The organism is Mesorhizobium sp. M4A.F.Ca.ET.050.02.1.1 (assembly GCF_003997725.1).
Taxonomy (GTDB): Bacteria; Pseudomonadota; Alphaproteobacteria; order Rhizobiales; family Rhizobiaceae; genus Mesorhizobium.
In genome coordinates this window covers 1-1,595 of sequence record NZ_RZSG01001073.1, presented here as the reverse complement: position 1 = coordinate 1,595, position 1,595 = coordinate 1, and the positions used below count along the sequence as shown (strand labels likewise).

The following is a 1,595-nucleotide window of genomic DNA, read 5'->3' as shown; positions in this document are numbered from 1 at the left end:
GTGGCAGACGCGTGCGCAGGGCGACTCTTCCATCCTGTGGCTGGCGCGGATCGCTTCGGTCCTCAGGGCGAAAGGCCACATGATCTCGACCGCGTCGCTGATCGAGGCGGAACGTCTGGCGCGCGCGCTTGCGGCCATCCGCGAACGGCCGAAGCCGGGTTTCGAGGAACTGCGCGACGCTTCGATCGCAGGGCTGTTCAACGGCGAGGCCCTGCTGTGGAAGATGGTCGAGGCCGAATTGCTGCTAGGCGCCGATGTCGGCGAGATACCGCCGGACACGCCGCTGGCGCCGCTGATCGATGACCTGCAGCGCAACCAGAAGACGGCGCGGCTGAAGCCCGAGGCCTTGGAACGGGAGCTCTCCATCGACCTGCGCAGCGAGAGCGGGCTGTTTCGGTCGACGCTGCTGCACCGGCTGAACGTGCTTGGCGTGAACTGGGGCAAGCTGACCGACACCGGGCGCAGCCGCGGCACCTTTCGCGAGCGCTGGATGCTGGCCTGGCAGCCGGAGTATGCCGTTCAACTGGTCGAGAACCTGGTCTACGGCCCGACCATCGAGAAGGCCGCCAACGGCCGCCTGGTTCAGATGATCGCCGCCGCCGCGACACTCGACACCCTGGCCGCGCTGGTCCAGGGCGCCATCACGGCGGCTCTCAGTGAAGCTTCCGCTGCTGGCCTCGTCGCGCTGGAGGAAAAAGCGGCACACAGCAGCGAATGCCTGGAACTTCTGGCTTCGGTGCCGCCGCTGGCCGACATCATCCGCTACGGCGAAGCGCGCAAGACCGAGACGGAGCGCCTTGCGGGCCTACTGGAGCGGCTAATCGTCGAGGGCTCGATCGCGCTGCCCTACGCCGCGCGCGATCTCGACGTTCAGGCCGCCGCGGCGTTGATCGGCGCGATGCGCAAGGCCGACGAGGCGATCAGGCTGGTGGAGCCGGGCGAGGATGTCGTGGATGCCTGGCGCGGCGGCCTCGCGGCCGTGCTCGATTCGTCGCGATCGACAGCGCTCGTTGCCGGTTGCGCGGCCCATCTGCTCTACGAGGCCGGACGGCTCTCCGCAGAGGGCGCGGCCGACCTTTTGGCAAAGCGCCTGTCACCCGGGACGCCGGTCATCGACGCTGCCGCTTTCTTCGAGGGCTTCTTCAGCGGCGCCGGTCAGCGACTGATCTATGACGAGGGTCTGCGCGGCGCCGTCGATGCATGGCTTGCCTCACTCGACGAAGAGGCCTTCGTTGCGCATCTGCCCTTGCTGCGCCGCGTCTTCTCCAACCTCGACAGCATGGAGCGCCGGCGTTTGATCGAAGCGGTGCTCGGCAAAGGAGCGAGCCTGCCCGCCGGGCTGACGCCGACGCCCGACGGCGGCGAAGCCTGGCGCCGGCACTTTGGTCTCCTCGGCAAGCTGCTTTCAGGGGAGCCCAGCCATGGATGACGATGCGATCGGGCCGGACCTCGAGCCGACGGGAGGAACGCGGGAACGCCGCTGGCGGCTGGCGATCGGCGCCGACGATGCGTCCTCGTCGGCACTCTCCGCCGAGGATCGGCGGCTTTCGGCGGCGCTCGACGCGCTTTATGGCGACAACAGCTGCGACACGGCC

1 protein-coding gene is annotated in these 1,595 nt (G+C 68.6%); it reads left to right on the top strand.

Annotated features, from left to right (window positions below):
• The coding region (locus EOA33_RS35055; RefSeq protein ID WP_245482536.1) for a DUF5682 family protein at positions 1-1,429 on the top strand (1,429 nt) is incomplete at its 5' end.
• Positions 1,430-1,595 lie beyond the last annotated feature (166 nt).